The 18045-nt window shown below is 58.0% G+C and carries 14 protein-coding genes and 1 pseudogene; 6 read left to right on the top strand and 9 right to left on the bottom strand.

The genetic code is table 11. The annotated features are described in order from the left end of the window. Window positions 1-267: 267 nt before the first annotated feature. The 5 genes from ACYZT1_RS13820 to ACYZT1_RS13800 all read right to left on the bottom strand — a co-directional run bounded on the left by ACYZT1_RS13820 (window position 268) and on the right by ACYZT1_RS13800 (window position 6633). Window positions 268-1320 carry a DUF2955 domain-containing protein gene (locus tag ACYZT1_RS13820; protein ID WP_462015280.1) on the bottom strand — a complete coding sequence of 351 codons (1053 nt, stop codon included), beginning with the start codon at window positions 1318-1320 and terminating at the stop codon, window positions 268-270. After that, window positions 1310-2428: an HlyD family secretion protein gene (locus tag ACYZT1_RS13815; protein ID WP_462015279.1), complete on the bottom strand. Its 1119-nt coding sequence runs from the start codon at window positions 2426-2428 to the stop codon at window positions 1310-1312. Before ACYZT1_RS13815 ends, ACYZT1_RS13820 begins: the two co-directional genes overlap by 11 nt. Further along, a complete protein-coding gene (locus tag ACYZT1_RS13810) occupies window positions 2421-3962 on the bottom strand; it encodes an efflux transporter outer membrane subunit (protein WP_462015278.1) in 1542 nt (513 codons plus the stop codon). Before ACYZT1_RS13810 ends, ACYZT1_RS13815 begins: the two co-directional genes overlap by 8 nt. Window positions 3963-4043: 81 nt before the next feature. Continuing rightward, on the bottom strand, window positions 4044-6170 hold the full coding sequence (locus tag ACYZT1_RS13805; protein WP_462015277.1) for a TonB-dependent receptor family protein: 2127 nt from the start codon (window positions 6168-6170) through the stop codon (window positions 4044-4046). Between the two features lie 103 nt (window positions 6171-6273). Continuing rightward, the gene (locus ACYZT1_RS13800) at window positions 6274-6633 is read right to left on the bottom strand and encodes a DUF6124 family protein (RefSeq protein ID WP_462015276.1); all 360 of its coding nucleotides are present in this window, start codon (window positions 6631-6633) and stop codon (window positions 6274-6276) included. A gap of 490 nt (window positions 6634-7123) precedes the next feature. Between ACYZT1_RS13800 and ACYZT1_RS13795 the strand changes: the two genes are divergently transcribed. Both ACYZT1_RS13795 and ACYZT1_RS13790 read left to right on the top strand, forming a co-directional pair. Then, window positions 7124-7714 (top strand): YniB family protein, encoded by a 591-nt coding sequence (locus ACYZT1_RS13795; RefSeq protein ID WP_462015275.1) that lies wholly within the window; start codon window positions 7124-7126, stop codon window positions 7712-7714. A 68-nt stretch (window positions 7715-7782) separates the two neighbouring features. Next, window positions 7783-8286, top strand: coding sequence for a GNAT family N-acetyltransferase (locus ACYZT1_RS13790; RefSeq protein ID WP_462015274.1), 504 nt, complete (start codon window positions 7783-7785; stop codon window positions 8284-8286). On the opposite strand, the gene ACYZT1_RS13785 is transcribed toward ACYZT1_RS13790, so the two are convergent. Next, window positions 8267-9100 carry a helix-turn-helix transcriptional regulator gene (locus ACYZT1_RS13785; RefSeq protein ID WP_462015273.1) on the bottom strand — a complete coding sequence of 278 codons (834 nt, stop codon included), beginning with the start codon at window positions 9098-9100 and terminating at the stop codon, window positions 8267-8269. The two genes, ACYZT1_RS13790 and ACYZT1_RS13785, sit on opposite strands and share 20 nt — an antisense overlap. Before the next feature lie 94 nt (window positions 9101-9194). Between ACYZT1_RS13785 and ACYZT1_RS13780 the strand changes: the two genes are divergently transcribed. After that, window positions 9195-10151, top strand: coding sequence for a threonine dehydratase (locus ACYZT1_RS13780; protein ID WP_462015272.1), 957 nt, complete (start codon window positions 9195-9197; stop codon window positions 10149-10151). A 928-nt stretch (window positions 10152-11079) separates the two neighbouring features. On the opposite strand, the gene ACYZT1_RS13775 is transcribed toward ACYZT1_RS13780, so the two are convergent. Beyond that, window positions 11080-13887, bottom strand: a complete 2808-nt coding sequence (locus ACYZT1_RS13775; protein ID WP_462015271.1) for a TrlF family AAA-like ATPase — start codon at window positions 13885-13887, stop codon at window positions 11080-11082. Window positions 13888-14541: 654 nt separating this feature from the next. On the opposite strand from ACYZT1_RS13775, the gene ACYZT1_RS13770 reads away from it, so the two are divergent. Then, window positions 14542-15327 carry a LysR substrate-binding domain-containing protein gene (locus tag ACYZT1_RS13770; RefSeq protein ID WP_462015270.1) on the top strand — a complete coding sequence of 262 codons (786 nt, stop codon included), beginning with the start codon at window positions 14542-14544 and terminating at the stop codon, window positions 15325-15327. Between the two features lie 387 nt (window positions 15328-15714). Here the strand turns inward: ACYZT1_RS13770 and ACYZT1_RS13765 are convergent, their stop codons facing one another. After that, complete coding sequence (locus ACYZT1_RS13765) at window positions 15715-15867, bottom strand: hypothetical protein (protein ID WP_462015269.1); 153 nt, start codon at window positions 15865-15867, stop codon at window positions 15715-15717. Here ACYZT1_RS13765 and ACYZT1_RS13760 point away from each other — a divergent pair. Next, window positions 15834-15908 (top strand): annotated as a pseudogene (locus tag ACYZT1_RS13760) (DUF2946 domain-containing protein); the annotation flags it as partial. The gene ACYZT1_RS13765 and the pseudogene ACYZT1_RS13760 sit on opposite strands and share 34 nt — an antisense overlap. Window positions 15909-15912: 4 nt before the next feature. Here the strand turns inward: ACYZT1_RS13760 and ACYZT1_RS13755 are convergent. Further along, window positions 15913-16890: a GlxA family transcriptional regulator gene (locus ACYZT1_RS13755; protein ID WP_462015268.1), complete on the bottom strand. Its 978-nt coding sequence runs from the start codon at window positions 16888-16890 to the stop codon at window positions 15913-15915. 234 nt (window positions 16891-17124) lie between these two features. Between ACYZT1_RS13755 and ACYZT1_RS13750 the strand changes: the two genes are divergently transcribed. After that, window positions 17125-18015 carry an MBL fold metallo-hydrolase gene (locus ACYZT1_RS13750; protein WP_462015267.1) on the top strand — a complete coding sequence of 297 codons (891 nt, stop codon included), beginning with the start codon at window positions 17125-17127 and terminating at the stop codon, window positions 18013-18015. The last annotated feature ends 30 nt before the right edge of the window (window positions 18016-18045 follow it).

Here is an 18045-nt window from a genome sequence, read left to right as displayed (position 1 = left end):
GCCAACCAACGCCGATCCCGAGCTACGCCAAACACCTGTAGCAAATGACATAGCCTCGCCCGGTCTCTGTAGCCGCTGGCGCAGCCTGCGTCCGGCTGCGAGCCGTCGTAAAATCGGAATGCAACGTTTGCCTGATCCACCTCGTCGCCGGACTCTGCGACTGACTGGTGCCATCTCGGTCGAGGCCGAAACGGTGGTGCCGTTGAAGGAGCAGAACTCGCAACAAATCCAGCTCGACTTCAACGACTGTAATAGCGTGGCGGCCATTCAGGCCGCGCCGCCCCCTGCCAGTGGCGGACATTTACGCGGGGCGGTCGGTTTGCGCTGATCCAGCAGCTGCGCCATCAGGCCGGCGTAAAGGGTCACGCCGATGAACAGGCCCATGCGCACGACAAACGCTGTGTAGACATCCTTGCCCGCGAGGCTGTCCTGAACCGACTGACCGAGCAGAATGATTAGCGTGATGAATGTATTGAGCCAGAACCCCGGGCTCAACCGCGTGACGCTCAATCCATACAGCTTGCGTGCGAGCCACAAACCGAACAGCAGCATCCACAGGTAAAACATCCAGAGGTGCACAACCAGGCTGAGGGCACACCAGAACATCACGGCGAGCACGCCGCCGAGCAGGGTCGAACCGACCAGTTCGCGACCGGCATGACGAGCATTGGAGGTGGAACTTTGCTGACCGAGGCTGACCGCTTTGAGGATGATCGGCAGATAGCTGGCCGGATCGGCCAAGGCCAGCAGAAATGTCGGCAACACGATCAGGGTGGCCCGCAGCGCCACCCGGCCGACCTCTGACGCTGGCAACAACGGTGCGACGGGCGACGGTGGTGCATTGGCCGGTTCAGGGAACAGCCAGTGACTGACCGCCACGACTGAAATCGCAAGCAACAGCCCTTTGACCAGTGCGCCGATGACCATCGCCGCCAAACCGGAATCTGCCACACCGGCCGACGAGATCATGGTCAGGCCGATGACCAGAAAAGTGACGATCAGGTTATTGCCGCCACGCAGCCCAAAGCGGAACGCCAGGAACAGACAGGCAGCGATCAGCAGCACGCCACTGAGCGGGTAATACTTCAGAACCGGGACCAGCAGCAGCCCGGTACCGGTGGTCAGCATTGCCGCCAGCGCCAGTACCAGCGCGGCTTTCAATGGCAACGGACGATTGAGCGTGGCCAGCAACAGCACGGCCAGAACGGGCGACAGGAAGGGAATCGGCAGGTTCAGCCCGAAGCTGGTGGCCAGGCACAACGCGGTGCCGCTCGCCAGGCGCAATGCGCGCTGAGCCCGGGGCGAGCGTTCAGTACGCATACGACAGCCAGCTCATCAGCCACAGGAAAAACCGCCCCAGCGGGTTGAGCAGACTGCGTTCAGTGGGGAACGCCATGACTTCAGCCTGGCCGCCCGCGCGAATCGCGCCACTGTCACGCAGTGTGTTTCGCGAGGCCTCGGAGAATTCGATGATCACCGGGAAACGCTGCGCCGGCCGCAGCCAGTCGCGGCTGTTCTGCACATTCGGCAAGGTACCGGGCGCCGGGGGCTGACCAACGCTGACGCCATAACCAACGCTGCGCACGCGGCCCTCGAACACTTCGCCCGGCAGCGCATCAAGGACGATCGCCACCGGCGTGTCGAGCCGCACTCGCGCAAGATTGTTCTCGGTCATGTCCGCGCTGATCCACACATCATGTATGGCGATCAGGGTCATCACCGGGCTGCCCGCCGCTGCGAATTGCCCGGCGTCGGTGCGCAAGTCGGTAATCAGGCCGGCCGCCCGCGCGCGAATCTGCGTGTTGGCCTGATCCAGTTCGGCCTTCGATAACGCTGTTGCAGCACTGCGCAGCAAAGCGTTGTCTTCCGCGCTGCCACCTTCCTGTTCACGTGCCCGTTGAACTTCGGCGCGAGCCGCCGCGACCTGGCTGACGGCTTGCTCGCGGTTGGCGCGCGACACTTCCAGCAGGCGCACGGAGACGGTCCCCGGGTCGTCGCGATACAGGCCTTCCAGACGCTGATTGTCCTGCCGCGCCTTTAGCTCGTTGGCCTGCGCCGCACGCAGGTTGGCCTGAGCCGAGGCAATGCCGGCGGTGCTGGCGCCGATCTGGCGACGTGTCGATTCAAGGTCGGCCCGGGCGCGCTCGACGGCAATCTGATAGGACTGCGGATCGACCTCGAACAGTACGTCACCGGCATTGACAGTCTGGTTGTTGCGCACGTTGACGCGGGTGACCCGACCGGCCACTTCCGAGGCCACCGGTATGACAAAGGCGCCGACCCGAGCCTGCTGGGTGTACGGGGTAACCCGGTCGGCCAACAGGTACCACGTCAGGCTGAGGATAATCAGCAGTAATACCCACTTGAGTCCTTTTTTTGCCGGATCGGCTGGCGTCGCCGTGGACGCAGGCTGCGCGGTTTCACTCATGGTCGTCTCCCTTGTTCGGTTGGGCGGCGGCGGGTTCATCGAGCAGATCGCCCCAGTCCGTGCGTTGTTGCATCTGCTGGCGCGTGGCGGGGTCGACTTTGCCTTGCGCGGTGTACCATCCACCGCCCAGCGCCTTGTACAGAGCGATCAGGTTGCTCACCGCGTTGCTGCGGCTGACCAGGTAATTGTCTTGTTGCTCCAGCAGGGCGCGCTGCGCATCGAGCACGCGCTGAAAGTCTGAATACCCTTCGCGATACTGAGCGCTGGCCAGGACCAGCGAACGCTTGGCGGCGACTTCGGCTTCGCTGAGGATTCGCTCGCGCTCCAAGGATTTGATCAGGCCGCTGGCGGCATCGTCGGCCTCGCGTGCCGCCTGCCGAACCTTGTCGCGGTAGGCTTCGATCAGCTGCTGCAAACGCGCATCCTGCACGCGCACGTTGTTGCTGATCTGGCCATGGTCGAACAGGTTCCAGCGCAGGCTAGGTCCGCCGATCAGGTCCAGGCTTCTGGAGGTGCCATTGAGGGTATCGGCCGACCAGGCGATACTGCCCAGCAAGGTCAATGAGGGATAGAAGTCGGTCACCGCGACGCCGATCAAGGCAGATTGCGCGGCGACATTCAGTTCGGCCGCGCGCACATCCGGACGCCGCTGCAGTAAATCGGCCGGCACATCCTGCAGCACCGCACGGTCCACCAGCGGAATCAGCCCTTCATTGTGGGCCAGCATGGGCAGCCCGCCGGGCGGCTGACCGATCAATATCGCCAGCGCATTGCGCGTACGCAGCAACTGATCTTCAAAGTCGGGGAGGGTGCTCAAGGTGCCCAGGTATTGGGTGCGGGCCTGTTGCAAATCGAGTTCGGCACTCTGGCCGCTGTTAAAAAGTTTTTCGGTGATCTCGAAGTTTCGCTGCTGCTGTTTGGCGTTTTCCCTGGCCACCTGCAAGCGCGCCTCGGTGGTGCGCAAGGCGAAATAGGTGTCGGCGACCTGGGCGCGCAGGAGCACGAGCACGTCTTCGTAATTGGCCTGTGCGGCGAAATAGCTAGCGTCCGAGGATTCGATGGCGCGGCTGAAACGGCCCCAGAAATCCAGCTCCCAGCCGATGTCGAAACCGGCACTGTATTGCCAGAAGTGGGTATCCTGCGGATTGATCCCGCCCGATTGCCGGCGGTTGAAATACAGGCTGTCGGCACTGGCTTGCTGCACTTGCGGATAACGCCCGGCTTGCGCAATGCCCAGCCGGGCGCGGGCTTCCATGACCCGCAAGCCGGCGATTTTCAGGTCGGAGTTATGCGCGTCCGCCGCGGCGATCAGATGGTCGAGTTGCGGGTCGCCGAATACCTGCCACCACTGACGCACGTCCGGGGTCGGGCTGCGGTGAGTGGCGTGTTCGAGCGCCGCGCTATGCCACTGCTGCAACCATGCCGGTCGGGGCGATTCAAAGTCCGGGCCCAGACGCACGCAGCCACTCAAGCCGAGCACGCCAAGCAGTAAAAGTCGGGCAGGGTGCAGCGACAGGGTGGCGCCTGAAAGCATTGCGTATGAGTCCGCTGAACGAAACTCTCAGGAGCATAGACGGCCGGTGGCAGGTTGCTCGGCGGTGTTCAATTCGCCGGTTTAGCGCAGGCTCCACGACACCCCGAGATAAACCCCCAAACCTTCGCCAGGGGTTGATCGTGCGGCGTCCAGACCTTTGTCGTCATAACCGGGTGTGACGGTGGCGGCGTAGCGCTTGTTGGTCAGGTTGCGCATGTCGAACCAGGTTTGCCAGTCGCCTTTGGGCGCATTGTAGCCGACGGTAGCGCCGAACAGTGCATAAGGATCGGCCTCATAGCTGTTGGCGTAATCCACTTCAACGTTCGACACTAACTGGGTGTTGAACGCGGCAAAGAAGCCTTGGGACCAGTCGTAACGCAGCTCGCCCTGGTAATAATGCATCGGCAGGCCCGGCAACCGGTTATCGCCGAACCGGTCGTCATCGCGGTAATGGAAATCGCTGAACGTGTAGCTCTGGCGCAGGCTCAACTGGCCGTCATCGGCGTTCGACCACAGGTTGCTTTGCAGACTGGCTTCCACGCCCTGGTGCACGGTGGGGCTGGCGTTCAGCTCATAGGGCGTGGTGGCGTTGGCGTCCGGCAGCACCGACAGCAATTCGTGGCGCACTTGCGAAAAATACCAGGCGAGGCTCCATTGCCCCAGCGCGCTGTCGCCACGCCCACCGATTTCCAGGGTGGTCGCGGTCTGGTTTTGCAGTTTTACCGGATCGCGCTGAGTGCCGGTCGCGGCGCCGTTACCGGCCGGAAAACGCTGGTTGGCGCTGTAGATCAGCGACCAGGGATGCGGGCCCTCGACCGAGCGGCTGAGATTGCCGAACACCTGCAGATCGGGCGTCAGCTGGTAGCGCAGCCCCAAGCGCGGGGCGTAATCCCAATCGCCCAGACTGGTCTTGCCGCCGCCATCGGGATAGGTCACGGCGCTTTCGCGACGGGTATAAATGGCGGCCAGGCCGGTGGTCAGCCACAGATCGTCGGCGATCTCCAGGTCATTGCCCAAGTGCAGGACGGTGTCCGAGCCCTGATAGGTAAAGTTGCGCATGTGCGTGCCCGGCGCGTAGCCGGCGGTGTTGCCGCTCGGGATGCGCACCCGCTCGCTGGCGCCGGCATTGGGCAAATGCTTGGTCACGCGCAGCCCTATCGTGCTGCGGCTTTCCAGACCCCAAAGGCTGTCGCGACGTTTGTAATCGAACGTACCGCTGACGTCCGTGTAAGCCACCTTCAGACGGTTGGGGCCCTCACGCAAATCCATCGGATAGTCGTGATAGACCAGGCCGGTCTGGATGCTGGAGTCATCATCAATATAATAGGTCGTTTTGTTGCCGATGAAGGTGCTGCCCGGCTGCTTGCGGCTGTCATCGCGCGCTACGTAGGCGGGATTGGCCGCGCGTGGTGTGTGCTCCAGAGAATGTTTGCTGACTCGCCCGGCGAGGTCGTTGTCGGTCTGGCGATAGCGCAGGTAGAAGCGCGTTTCCAGATTCGGGTTGAAGCGGTAACCGACATTGGCGATCACGCCCTGGCTGTCGCTGGCGGTGTGATCCTGATAACCGTCGGCGTTCGAGTCGGTCGCGGACAGGTAATAATCGAAGTCGCCCAGCACCTGTCCGGAGCTGATTTGACGTTGCTGATAACCGTGGCTGCCCATCGCGTAACGCACCTGCAATAGCGGCGCGTCATAACCGGTGTGACTGACGTAATCGATGGCGCCGCCGAGGGCGAGGGCGCCTCGGTCAAAACCGTTGGCGCCACGCAGCACTTCCACGTGGTCGAGCCACAACGGTTCGAGCAATTCGTATGGCGTGCCGCCCGGGCCGGTCAGCGGCAAGCCGTCGAGCATCGTGTACAAGCCTGAAGCATGTGCCCCCGGCGCGCGGTTGATGCCCGATCCGCGAATCGAAATCTTCACGCCTTCATTACCGGCCGACTGGGCATAGACTCCCGGTTGATAGGCCAGTACATCCTGATTGCTGGCCACGCGCCCCTGTAACGGGCGGCGCATGTCGACGACGTTGGTGCCGCCGGGCACCTCGGCCAGCCGGGCCTTTGCTTCTTCGACTGCCTGATCTTCGCCGCTCAGGCCTTCAGCCTGGATCAACACTTGCCCTAGCTCCAGACCTTGCGTCTCGGCCATGGCCGGACAGGTAAGGGCCAGGCCCAGCAGCGCAGCGGGCAAGGATTTGGGCGAGGGCATTGAGCGAAACTCCAGACGTGCAGGAACGGGCAGTGAAGAACTGCGACGCCGGGAGTCTCAAAGGAAACACATGGAGATTTTGTTTTTTGCGCGGGCAGGGCGCCTACGCAGGCGGATCGATCTGATCCAGCACCCGGTTCGCGGTGATCTCGGCGAGCATGATGCTGTTGGAGATGCCTAGCAACGCGTGGCGTGAACCACCGTCCAACTGATCCACCAGGTCATGGACCATGACGTCCACCGAGGCCAGGGTTTCGACCAGATAGACCACGAGCGTTTCGGTGGTCGCCGCTGGGTCGACGATGAACAGAGTGCTTGGGGTGCGCGGCGTGGCCTTGATATCGGCGATCGACGGGAAGTGGAAGTCCAGAGCGCGTTCGGCGGCTTGGTTGAGTTTGTTTGAATCAGATTCGTACGGGGAGACTGGATCGGTGTCGGGGGGATTGGGGGTGACTTTGAACATGAATGCTTCCCTTTAAATAAGGGCCGCAACCGTCTCGCGACTAAACGAAAGGGTGGCAGCTGTGCGCAAGTTAGTCGACCGGTAAGGAGAAGCAAAACCGGCGCGTCCGAGGACGCCATGCGCACAGCTACCATAGAATCAGGCGAATGCCTGACTGACGATATTTGTACGACCGCTTTACCTTATCCGGGCGACTAAACCCGATCACTGATGAGCAGTGACGGGTATCAAGTTACCGGGCTACCTCCGGGCGCACAAGCCGGCGGATTCTGGCGTATGCGTAGGCAACGACGCAAGGTTGCGTAGCTTTCAGGAAGTAAAGAGGGGCGTATTTCAACAAGCGTTTTTCGCGATGATTGGAGGCATCAGCGGACACGTTTAATTCGCTCTGATAGGCTCTCGGGCGCTGCTTCTTCGCGAACGCTCCAATCCGGAAAGCGCACAAACATCTGCTTCTACCCAAGGTCTCAACACAAAAAACGGAACAAGGATGAACATACAGCAAGCGGTAAGGCGCTCCCGTACTCAGCGAGGCGTCGGCGGCATACTGTTAATCGGTGGCGCACTTTTTTACTTTGTCAGTTTGCTAATGGCGCTCTATCGCACTGCGGAATCCATGAGCCATTCGCTTTTCCTGGCGCAGGTTGGCGCAAAGATTCAGAGCTTCATTTTTGCCCTCTACCAAATCACCGAACCTTATATAGGGTTCGTCTGGCGCAACGTGCCTACCCTCAACCAGGCTGACCCGTTCAATGACGGCAACCTTCTTTTCCTGGGGCTAATCGGCGTCATGATCGTAGGCAAACAATTGATGCTTTCCGGCAGGCGGCTGAAAGCGCGCATTCAGCGGCAGATTGATCGTGTCGAAGAAATGCAATGGCACAACTCCATGATGACGGGTGGCGCAACGGCGGGAACGCAGGTTTCTGCTGGGGTGATCGAGCAAATGAATATTTACCAGCAACCCATGCCACCTAGTCCGGATGGAGAGTGGTGGACTCGGCCATGGGGCGTCCTCGGCCTTTCGATTATTGGGGGCTACGTTGTCGCCGTACTTGCCAAGTTGACCGGCATGCTGTGATGGCTGATGTGGCTGATGTGGCTGATGTGGCTGATGCCGATTCGAGCTTGGCATAGGAGGTAGTTCTGGTGACACCATTCAAAATTCGTGAACTGACAAGCGCTGATACTGAAGCGCTGTTGGCCTTTGAAATTCGAAACCGTGAGTGGTTCGAATCTCATATCGATGCGCGCGATCCTGCGTTCTATTCCTTGAGTGGCGTCGCCGCGCATATCGAAGGCTATTTGAATGACTTTGAAATCGGCGGCTGGCATCCATTTGTCATCGAAGATGCCAATCAAAACATCGTCGGGCGTGCCAATCTCAAAAGCATCGACTCGACGTTGAGTTCTGCCGAAGTCGGTTATCGGATTGACCAGCAATTGTGCGGCAAAGGCCTGGCAACACTCGCGCTGAGGCGGTTGATTCAGGAAGCTCAAGAGCGCTGGAAACTCAAGCAGCTGATCGCTTACGTCTACCAGGACAACGCGAGTTCGAGAAAAGTACTCGAGCGATGTGGTTTTCTGTCTCAGCAACCGACGGGCGATGACAACGCTGCCGCCGAGCGCCGCTTTATCCTTGAGATCTGCTAATCCCGGAACGGGCCCGCAAGTGCGCCGGACTCACACCGATTCGCTGCTTGAAAGCGGTGGTCATATGCGACTGGGAACTGAAGCCGCAGGCGAGGGCGATCTCCGACAGGCTGGCTGCTGAATCGCGAAAACAGGCGCGGGCTCTGGCCAGGCGCCGATCAATCAGGTAACTGTGCGGGCTTTTGCCCGTCACCTGTTTGAACGCCCGCATGAAAAAGCCTTCGGACAAACCAAGCAGCCCGGCCATGGCCTGCACGCTCAACGGGCCTTCGAGGCCAGCATCAATGAATTCATCCAGCAAGCGCATGCGTCCACTGTTGATCAAGCCTTGGGGCGAAGGCGATAGCGCACTGGAATCTCGCGCCCGATCAGTCAGGGCGGGCGCCCAGGATTCCCAATCGTCATCGAACGAGGGCCGCAACAGGCTACGGCGCATACGCAGCGCGAGGGCAATGGCCTGCGGATCAATACGGTTGTTGAAAACGCGATCTGCCATCCACTCCAGGCCCTTGGTATGAACAACCCGCAGGTATTCACCGCCAGTTGGCGATTCGGACAACACGTCGCAACCGGCAGGCACGAACGCCAGGCTGTTTGGCGCACAGACAAAAGGCAGCACGCGGTCGCTGCCAATCGCATGCAGGCCCTGCTGGCTGTCGAAAGCAAAACCGATCGCGCAATGGGTCGCGACGTAGCGTGCCGCGTAGGCGGAACCGGGTAACAATTCGATCAGCCACGGGCCTGCCTCGACACGGCGAATCGGTTCCGGGACGGGCGATGGCTGCAAGCGATTTCGATGGCGCATGATCAGCATAGTAATGAAGAGGGCGCCCAAAAGTCAGGTCAGTTTTTTGAAAGCCGGCGCCTGCGTGTCTGTCTAGACTGAACGAAATTTCCCGGAGGTGCCCATGTACAGTCTGACTCGCGATGAAATCGAACAAGCGGCTCGCCAGGTTTATCAAGTCATGCCGGCCACTGCCCAATACGCCTGGCCATTGCTGGGGCAGCGGCTGGGTTGCACCGTGTGGGTCAAACATGAAAATCACACCCCGACGGGCGCGTTCAAAGTACGCGGCGGCATCACCTTCATGCACTGGCTGAAACAGACGCACCCGGGGGTAAAAGGCATCGTTACCGCTACACGCGGCAACCATGGCCAGAGCCTGGCGTTGGCAGCAACGGCGCTGGGTTTGCAGGCATTGATTGTGGTGCCGCAAGGTAACTCAGTGGAGAAGAACAACGCCATGCGCGGCTTCGGTGGCGAGGTGGTTGAATTCGGCCACGATTTCGATGATGCCCGGGAAGAGGCCGCACGCCTGGCGCAAGAGCATGGCCTGTACCTGGTGCCGCCGTTCCACACCGAACTGGTCAAAGGCGTGGCGACGTATGCGCTCGAGCTGTTTAATGCAGCGCCGGATCTGGACACTGTCTACGTGCCGATCGGCTGTGGCTCGGGAATTTGCGCAGTGATTGCGGTCCGCGATGCACTGGGCTTGAAAATTGAAGTCGTGGGTGTGGTGTCCGAGGCGGCAGCGGCGGCAAAACTGTCGTTCGAGTCAGGCGAAATCTGCGAAACCGCTTCTGCAAATACCTTCGCGGACGGGCTCGCCGTGCGCAGGCCAATCCCCGAGGCGTTGGCTATTTACAGCAGCGGCGCGGCGCGAATCGTGTCGGTCAGCGACAGCGAAATTGCTGAAGCCATGCGCGTGTATTACACCGATACCCACAATCTTGCCGAGGGCGCGGGTGCAGCGGCACTGGCAGCGCTGATTCAGGAACGCAAGGACTCGGAAGGTAAAAACGTGGCGGTGATTTTGTCCGGCGGGAATATTGATCGGGCGGTGTATGCGAGGGTGATTCAATGATCATGGTGGAATTAGAGCTATAGCTCTACTAAATAGCTCTTTAGCGTAGTTATGGTGTTGCCATGAAAAATTCCTCGGTGTTGGATAGTCATCGCCTTCAAAGGCTAGTGAGTTTATCGCTGATCCGAACAGTTGATCGATCGTAGTACGCAGTCGCAACTGACGGGAATGACTACGGTCGTTATTAGAGGCTGAATATCGAGGGCTCGGTTCAACAGTTACAGGGTGCGCAGTGTGAGCTTGCGCAAACTCCTCGTGCCTGCAGATCTGTTGGGTTGGCGCTCACACGTTACGCAGTAGCGACGCGATTCGGATTCCGGGAAACCAGATTCCAGAAAAAAAAAACCATTCACACCGGTGGTGGATTTACGCGCTGGATGTGAACTGGTGACTTGGAACCCGGGCTTGTGCGCGTGTTGGATGCGGTGATCGGGCGCGGGCGCCGCCGCATGAACCTGGCAGCGCAAAGATATGAAGTCAGAGAGAGAATCGCGACAAAACGTGGATGGCACATGTCGAGGGTGTTATCGAAGCGATATTGAGCGCTGATTTACATTTCAGGGAATAGAGACGACGGCAGGGAAATCACATCTGCAAAATGCACCTGCAACCGGGCTGGCGCGGCAACATCCTGTTACGTGGAATGTATATTATGTTAAATTATGTATGTTTGGATAACACTACGAATGTCAGAGGACGGCGACGAATGTAAGCGTTGAAAATTAATTGGTCTGGGAACACATGGCGCGCGGAGGTCATTTCGCAGCATTAGAGCTGCCCGAAATTCTTGCTGATGAGATCAGAGCATTCTTTAGGTCATTGCGGAGCTAGATGAATCGCAACGGCTACCTGGCCCGCACTCACAACATCTGCTCTCCTGTCGAGAACTCGGAGTTTGAATCCTCGACAGGAGACACCATCCTTGGATCTAGAAGTGGTACTTCTCTAATCGCCGCCTGAAGGCTTCCTCCGATCCTTCCATGATGTCCAGCACTGCGGTCGCTGCCTCCTTCCTATCCAACCCTCCTTGCGCCAATACCCCACCTTTACCGTTCACGGATTCCAGTGCAAAAACGAACTCGGCATCGGCGTTCACGGGTAGGTTGGCGTTGTGGGTTGCGAGAATGATTTGACGAGTCGCTTTGGACTGTCGCAGCAGCGGCACGAGATCTTTGTAGATGAAGCTAGCATCCACCTCGTCTTCTGGCTGATCGATAATGATGGGGCCATCACCTTTGACGAGCAGCATGTGAAGTATGGCGGTGTTCCGCTGCCCCTCGGACAGATGCCCTCCCTCTAGGTTGCCTACTAAGCTGCCATCTGCACGGTAGAGCTCGATATCTACCAAATCCGGAATCCGTGTCGTCCGTAACGAGCGCCAGTCTTCCATCTTGGTCGCAAGATAAGTCCTGATTTTGCCGTCGAACTGCCGCAGGATCTCAGGCAGCTTAGCGGGGTCAGCAAGCACTTCACCGATATGTTCCCAGGGAGACGGCGCCCGCGATTCGGAAGTTACGAACTCCTGGAAGAGCGTCTCGCCTATGACCTGCCACTCTCGTCCTACTGGCGTACGTCTATCCGGTTCAAGCGCCATCCAAAGCTTCTCGAAATGCCTTGTGTAAGCCATTGGCTTGATCGAAATGCGGATAGATCGACCGGTTTTTCTGGTCAGCTCGTCAGCGACATTGGTGCGCAGTGCAGTCTGTTGGGCCCAGACATCGAAAAGTCTGTTCATTGCTCCATGCAATGCCTCTGACGTACCGTCCAGGGCCTGACGTTCACGAGTTTTGTCATCAAGGTTTTGCTGCCTAGCCTGTTTGGTTCGATCAAGCTCCTGCAGTCGACTAACATCTTGGGGTTGAATTCCTTTCACCTCGCAGGCTTTCACGAAGGCGTTTTGTGCAGCATCCAGATCAAGCTTAACCTCATCTAGCTGGGCGCCGTGTCCGAATAGACGCTCTGATTCTGCGGCCATCTCATCTAGCAAGGTGGAAAGCTTGGCCTTAAAGCGGTTGCGTACGGCCGCGACGTCGTTGGTTTTTCCTGTGAACCAGGCTGAATGTGGCCAAGCATCTGATACTGCTGTGCCTAGGTCGCCATTCGAGCGAAACGCTTCGACCGCCTCCTTGACGCTCTCGACATCCTTTCCGATCTGATCCTGCAATCCTTGAAGATATCGTTTAGCGCGCTGGGCATGCTGATAGGCGATAGCCTCACCTTGGACGTCTTTGCGTGCTTGCCATTGGCGCTCAAGCTCAACCAGCTCCTGGCTTAAGCCGGTTATTTGCTCGTCTATAGCGACGACCTGGTCTTGAGCTGCGAATAGTCGTTTGATTTCGGCAGCCAGAGTGCGTTCTTCGCCATTGAGCTTGTTGAGCTCTTCAATACAGGCCTCGTCGAGCATCTCCAGCAGTTGCAGTTGACCGCTTGGAGCAGTCAAGTCACTGAGCTGTTGCTGGCTGTAAAACTGAACAGGCAGGTGGCGCAGGTAGGTTGGGAGATCGAACGCCTCCCCTTCGGATAACGAGAGTCCGTTGTCGGGAGAAAAGTGCAGGGTATCGACCTGCCCGGGGATGCCCTCCCATCGAACATGGATCTGGGCATCGGGCAAAAGGGTGTTCTTAGCTCGATCGGCTTTTGACCGAGTTTTCTCCGACAGTGCGTCGCTTTGCTCGCGAGCGAACATCATCCTCAGCAGTTCAAGGATTGTCGATTTGCCCGTCCCCCTGGCACCGATCAAGGTATTCAGATTCTGGGAAAAAACCACCGTTTGGTCTTGGAGGTAGCGCGTGTTGGTAAGGCTTATCGATTTTATGCGGGGATGAGTCTCGCGATCGCTAGGACGCATTTTTTCAAGGCTGATCCTGGAGTCCTGATCGCGGAACGCCTGCTTGAGTGCAGCTATCGACGGCTGTGAGCATTTGATCCACGTGTAGCGATATCCCAACGAATTGGCTTTGGGGTTGCCGTGCTCGTCCGTCTTAAGCGACTTGGCATCCGAAGACTGGACATAGGCCGGCTGCTTACCAGGCCTTGCCCAATCACGGTTGGTACCATTGAGGATGCCGGCGGCTTTTGGGTTCAAGGGATACTGGGTCACCTCCAGTGCCATAAGGTCGGGCAACTGGTAGTCCATTCGGTTTCCAGGACGCTGAAGTAACCCATCCTCTTGGTCGGCATGCGCCGGGATGACCAACCCGCCATATTCCCCTTGAACAATATCCAGCAACTTCGAGAGGCTAACTGTCTCACCTCGTTGCCGTAAGGGTAATGGAAGCCCGCGCTCGAATCGTTCGGGCTCTGCCAGTCCAAGCTTGGTGAGCACCGTGTTCACACGCATCAGGTCATTGACCTTGGTGGTGGTTTCGAACAGACAGAGCACGTGGTAGCCAATGTCGACTTCGAAGCCTGGGAAGAAATGGATAGGCTCCCGCCCGAGTTCCTGGGCTACGGATTTGTTTTGCCGGAGCAGGTGCGTGAGAAACCAGTCATCAGCATCAAGCTGTTCCGAGAAATTGTGGTCAGTGATGCCTATGATTTGAAGTTCGAGCTCGTGGCAGCGACTCAGGAACGTGCGGGCTTTGTCTTGGATACCTTGCTCGGAAATCTGGCCATCGATCCTAGGTCGCCGCGGATTGCCTAACCGGAGATCGACATCTGCCCAATGCTTGCTATCTTCGGGTGTTTGCACCTGAAAGTCAGCTTTGAACCACCGCATTCCTTGATATTCACTCACTGCGCCTTACTCCATCATCTGATTTGCGCGCGTTATTAAACACCTTTAGGAGCCCTTCTGCTCCACTGCAAGGCGTCAGTGCAGAAATGAGCTTGAACGTACTCGTCTACACATGAAGCGGGTTATGAAAATCCTCGGCGCCAGCAGCTTAATGAAAGCGTTGTCGGCGTGAAAGGGTTGGCTTCGTTGCTTACTTGGCACGCTAGAAGCCTCGCTGGTGCCTCCACGACCATAGTGACGACCTGTAGGACTTGCCGCGAGCAGCTACTCGGCTAACAACCATCGGCACTGCGCGCCGACAGTACACCCGCGCTTTTTTACACACTCTGGGCCAAGAGCGGTCGTCCGAACAAGGGCTGCTTCGGGTCAAAACTTCAGATAGCGACGAGCAGACTTTAGGGGCTTTGAACTATCGACGAGGCCTGAGTCCTTGCTAGAGCTTCCATGCCGATGTTACTTAGTCGCTCTACGCGCGCGCTTTCTCCCAGTACGTAAGGCTCTCGGTTTGGACGCGGAAGAAACCCCTGGTGCATCCGTACCTCAAAAATTATCCGTGAGACCCCGTTGATATTTTCTACAAAGGAAGTTGAGACCGGTGAGCGCTGAACGCTTACTTGATGCAACACGGCACCCGTTTCCGTTTCAGTTCCGGAGGTGACACATGCCACCATCAGCCGTCGTGTGGAAATGGCTGAAAACTGGTTTAAAAGTTCCTTGTTCGACCGCCATGCGCGCGGTGTCACCGTTACAGCTGCAGGTCAACTCGCGCTGGCCAAAGTCGCTCATGCCTTCGACCAGCTCAAGCAAGCACGACAACCCCGACCTGCAGGCCCAACCCTGCCTATTGTCAAATTGGCCACGACGTCATCCTTCGCGCGTTTCTGGTTGATCCCCCGCCTGACCCAACTGGAAGGTATCATCCAGGACTTACGTATCGAGTTGGTCACCTCCGCGCTCAATGCCAGCCTTTCTTCAGGTGAGGTCGATCTGGCTATTCGATACGGGCGAGGAAAATGGAATGATGGAGAAGAGGATTCACTCTTCGAAGAATTGCTTTGCCCTGTGGCGGCACCTGAAGTCATCGCCATGAACGAACAGGCGTTGTCCTTGATAGCTGACATGCCGTTACTTCACACCGGCGATACGACACTGTGGCGAGCATTCATGAGCCATCACGGCAAACGCCTAGTTTCTAAGCCTGCGGACAGGGTCATGGGTGATTACGCCCAGGCACTCGAAGCCGCCCGCTCAGGATTGGGCATCGCCCTGTGGAATCCGGCGATTCACTCTCTAGACGCGTTCAATGGCCAATTGGTCGCTTTGACGGAGCTAAGTTGTCCAAGCCCGCTGAAATTTTTCCTGCTGTCGAAACCTGGCCCGGCACATACGCCGCCCATGAGGGTTCGGTCGAGGCTGCGCCAGCTATTGAACGAGTCTTAAATCCCGAACAGCAAAAATCGAAAAAGATCCTTTCCGACTGAATCAGGTGCTCCAATGAAAGGCTGCAATGGGTCCGATTGCTGCCCGTGATGAAGATAGCAAATGGTCAGAATCAGCTTCTCGCCTGCCCTGCTAACAGTAGTACTCCTGCGTTGGCAGGAGAGCCCGCGCGCCCAAAGACCGAGCGGCATTCGCGATCTGACGAGCGAGATGCCTTGCCTGCTTCGAGCAAGGCGGGCGCGATAGACTGAGCATCCTGTTTTGATCCGGGGATCGCGTGACGAAGTGACTCAATACCGTGTGAAGGTGAGTAGGTCAGGCGACGCTGAACGCGGTGCGCAGCCTCAAGGTCGTCGGGCGGCGCGTTGACGCCCGGCTCCCCCAACGTCAGGTCTGTGACATCCCCGCCCTGCCCTGCACTCGCAACAAAGCCGCGCGCTTTGCCATGATCAGGATGGGAGACTGCAGGGTGTTGGCCAGGGAATACGCGTTGACGGCGTTCGCCAGATGGCTGTTGCGGGCATGCAGGATTGGCAGCATTACCCTCCAATTACTACCGGCATTTTCTGCCGCAGTACACGGTCCTTATGCTTTATCTTCAAGCTTCATTTCACGGAAAAACATTCGCCGATACTCAGAAGGCGAGGTGCCAAGCTGAGCGCCGAACTGCTGCCTCAACGATAAGGGCGTTCCAAATCCTGCCTCACTGGCGACACACTCGATAGGCAGGTCAGTCGTTTCGAGCAGTTGTTGCGCTCTGGCGACTCGCTCAGCATTCAACCATTTAGAGACGGTACTGCCAGTGGCTTCTCTGAAGCGTCGAGTGAACGTGCGCCTGCTCATTTTTGCCATGTCTGCCAGGACGTCGAGCGACAGATCATTGGCCAGGTTCATTCGGGCCCATACCAGCACATCAGACAGATGAGTCTCGCTGGATAGCTGCGGCACAGGATGCTCAACGTATTGAGCCTGACCGCCCTGCCTGTGCGGCGGTGTCACCAGCATTTTTGCGGTGCGATTCGCCACGTCGGCGCCGAGCCGCTGGCGTACCAAGTGAAGGCAACAATCGATTGCCGCCACGGTTCCTGCGGAGGTCACGATATTGCCGTCCCTGACGTAGAGCACCTCGGGCCTGAAGCGAACCTCAGGGAAACGTCGCGCAAACTCCTCTCGCACTGCCCAGTGAGTGGTTGCTTCTTTGCCATCAAGCAACCCTGCATCGCCGAGCACGAATGCTCCCAGACATAATCCGACGATGAGCTTTTCTTGGGCATTAGCGCCCTGCAAGGCTTTCACAAGCTGTGCAGATGCAGCGACCGACTGATCGCCCCACGCTGGAATGACAATTACGTCAGAGGACTCCATCAGTTCCAGACCATGAGTGACCTCCAAGCCAATGCCTTGGTCGCTACTCACCATTCCCGGAGTCTCTGCGCAGTAATTGACCTCATATTGAGGTTCATCAGGTGCGGATCGAGCCGTCCCCAGCACCACTCCCGGCACGGAGAGATGGAACAGGCTCACGCCATTGAAAGCTAGAACAGCAACGCGTATGGATTGCATGAGGCGCCTCGGATTTGCCGGGTTATTGCTATCGAGCGCGCACGTGTATGAGCGACCCTTCACAGCGATGTATTTCAAGGATCGAAGGGAACGTTCCCCTCCGCTCTTCATGTCTTTTCCAGACACCACGTATCGTCTGGCCCGATTATATCGAAATATGTCATTCAGGCCACTGTCAGGCTTCCAGGCATTCCGCGAGAATGGGGTTCTCGATGTATCAACAGGATCAACCACATGAACTTCAGAACTCTACCTCTTGCCCTCAGCATTACTTGCGCCGCGGCCGCCACACCAGTATTGGCAGACTCAACCGTCACCAAGGCCCCGGACGTAGCCCGTCAAGTGGACTTGCAGCAAGTTCGTAATGCAACGGTGAAAATCACCTACGGCGGCACGACCTTCCTGATCGACCCGATGTTGGCCAAGAAAGGAACCTATCCAGGATTTGAAAATACCTACCGCAGCAACCTGCGCAATCCCTTGGTCGATCTGACCGAGTCGCCCGAAAAAGTGATCTCTGGTGTTGACGCAGTCATCGTCACGCATACGCATCTTGACCACTGGGACGATGCCGCACAAAAGGCGCTGCCCAAAGACATTCCCCTGTTTGCCCAGCATGAAGAAGATGCACAGCTGATTCGCTCCCAAGGTTTCAAGAATGTACGCGTACTGACTGATGAAGCTGAATTCGGTGGCGTCAAAATCACCAAGACCGGTGGTCAGCATGGCACCGACGAAATGTATGCAGTACCCGCTCTCGCCAAGCCTCTGGGCGAAGCAATGGGCGTCGTTTTTCAAGCGCCAGGCTACAAGACCCTCTACCTCGCCGGTGACACCATCTGGCGTAAAGAGGTCGACCAGGCCATCGAGAAATATCACCCTGAGGTCATCGTGCTTAATGCCGGGAAGGCAAAAATGACGGGGTATGAGGGGGCGATCATCATGGGTGAAGAGGATGTCCTGCGTGCTTCACAGGCTGCGAAAAACGCAAAAATCGTCGCTGTGCACATGGACGCAGTCAACCATATGTCCCTGACCCGTCAAGAGCTGCGCACCTACGTCAAGAAGAAAGGTATTGAGACTCGCGTAGATATTCCGGAAGACGGCGCCTTACTGGAATTCTGATTTAAACCGTGGTGGGCCGTAGCTGGTGCT

The sequence above is a fragment of the Pseudomonas sp. PB3P13 genome (genome assembly GCF_054897735.1).
Note: the sequence above shows the minus strand (reverse complement) of the source record. Positions and strands in the feature narration are given on the sequence as shown.